The sequence below is a fragment of the Salipiger sp. HF18 genome (genome assembly GCF_011806505.1).
GTDB lineage: Bacteria > Pseudomonadota > Alphaproteobacteria > Rhodobacterales > Rhodobacteraceae > Salipiger > Salipiger thiooxidans.
The window spans coordinates 1-1,513 of the sequence record NZ_JAATOS010000728.1 but is presented as its reverse complement, the minus strand read 5'-3'; the positions used below and the strand labels follow the sequence as shown (position 1 = coordinate 1,513).

At 76.1% G+C, this 1,513-nt stretch carries 2 protein-coding genes and 1 pseudogene; all 3 read left to right on the top strand.

The window, feature by feature from the left end; translation table 11 throughout:
- Window positions 1-683: precorrin-6Y C5,15-methyltransferase (decarboxylating) subunit CbiT (gene cbiT / locus HC022_RS26345; protein WP_167454353.1), on the top strand; the 683-nt coding region annotated here is incomplete at its 5' end.
- Window positions 680-1,078: pseudogene (locus HC022_RS26340) on the top strand (cobalamin biosynthesis protein). The gene cbiT and the pseudogene HC022_RS26340, both read left to right, overlap by 4 nt.
- The coding region (locus HC022_RS26335) for a cobalt-precorrin-4/precorrin-4 C(11)-methyltransferase (RefSeq protein ID WP_254885276.1) at window positions 1,075-1,513 on the top strand (439 nt) is incomplete at its 3' end. The pseudogene HC022_RS26340 and the gene HC022_RS26335, both read left to right, overlap by 4 nt.

Below are 1,513 nucleotides of genomic sequence, written 5' to 3'. Positions count from 1 at the left end.
TTACGGTGATGGAGGCCCTCGGCGGCCCCCGCGAGCGCCTCACGCCCTGCCGCGCCGACGCGCTGCCCGAGCGCGCCTTCGCGCACCCGGTCTGCGTAGCGCTCGAGGTGGCGGGCGACGGGGTGGCGCTGCCGCTGACGCCCGGGCGTCCCGACGACTGGTTCGAGACCGACGGCCAGATCACCCGCGCCCCGGTCCGGGCGCTGACCCTCGCGGCGCTGGCCCCGCGCCCGGGTGAGACACTCTGGGACATCGGCGGCGGCTCGGGCGCCGTCGGCATCGAGTGGCTGCTATCGGACCCGAGCCTTGCCGCCACCGCCATCGAGCCCCGCGCCGACCGCGCCGCGCGCATCGCCCGCAACGCCGCCCGGCTGGGCGTCGACCGGCTGCGCGTGATCGAGGGCAAGGCCCCCGAGGCGCTTGACGGGCTGGCGTCGCCCGATGCGGTCTTCGTGGGCGGCGGGCTGACGCCCGACCTGCTCGACCTGCTCGCGACCCTGCCCAATGGCACCCGGCTCGTGGCCAACGCGGTGACGCTCGAGACCGAGGCGCTGCTGACCGAGGCGCAGGCGCGGCTCGGCGGGTCGCTGCTGCGCATTGAGCTGTCCACCATTGCCCCGATCGGGCCGAAGCGCGGCTGGAAGGCAGGCTGGCCGATCACCCAGTGGAGCCACCGGCTGTGATCGTCGCGGGCTTCGGATTCCGCGCCACCGCCACCGCGGACAGCCTGCGCGGGGCCTAGGCGCAGGCGGGCGGCGGCGCGGCGCTGCTCGCCCCCGCCGGAGACAAGGCCGCGACGCCCGCCTTCACCGCCCTTGCCGCAGAGCTCGGCCTGCCGGTGCGGGGCATCGCCCCCGAGGCACTCACCCGGCAGGCGACGCTCACGAACTCGGCGGCCTCGCACGCGGCGCGCGGCACCGGCTCGGTGGCCGAGGCCGCAGCACTGGCCGCCGCCGGCCCCGGTGCGCGCCTGCTGGCCCCGCGCAGCCTGTCGCCCGACCGCATGGCAAGCTGCGCGCTCGCCACCCTTTCCAGCTTGACGCCCGGCACCCCGCCGGAAGAAGGACAAGACCCATGACCGTTCACTTCATTGGCGCCGGCCCCGGCGCTCCGGACCTGCTGACCCTGCGCGGGCGCGACATCATCGCCGCCTGCCCGGTCTGTCTCTATGCCGGCTCGCTGGTGCCCGAGGCGATCCTCGCGCATTGCCCGCCCGGCGCGCGCATCGTGAACACCGCGCCCATGGACCTCGACGCCATCGTCGCCGAGATCCGCACCGCCCACGAGGAGGGTCACGACGTGGCGCGGCTGCATTCGGGCGATCTCTCGGTCTGGTCGGCCATGGGCGAGCAGATGCGCCGCCTGCGCGACCTCGGCATCCCGGTCTCGGTCACCCCCGGCGTGCCCGCCTTTGCCGCCGCGGCCGCGGCGCTCGGGACCGAGCTCACCCTGCCCGGCATCGCGCAGTCGGTGGTGCTGACCCGCACGCCCGGCCGCGCCTCGTCGATGCCCG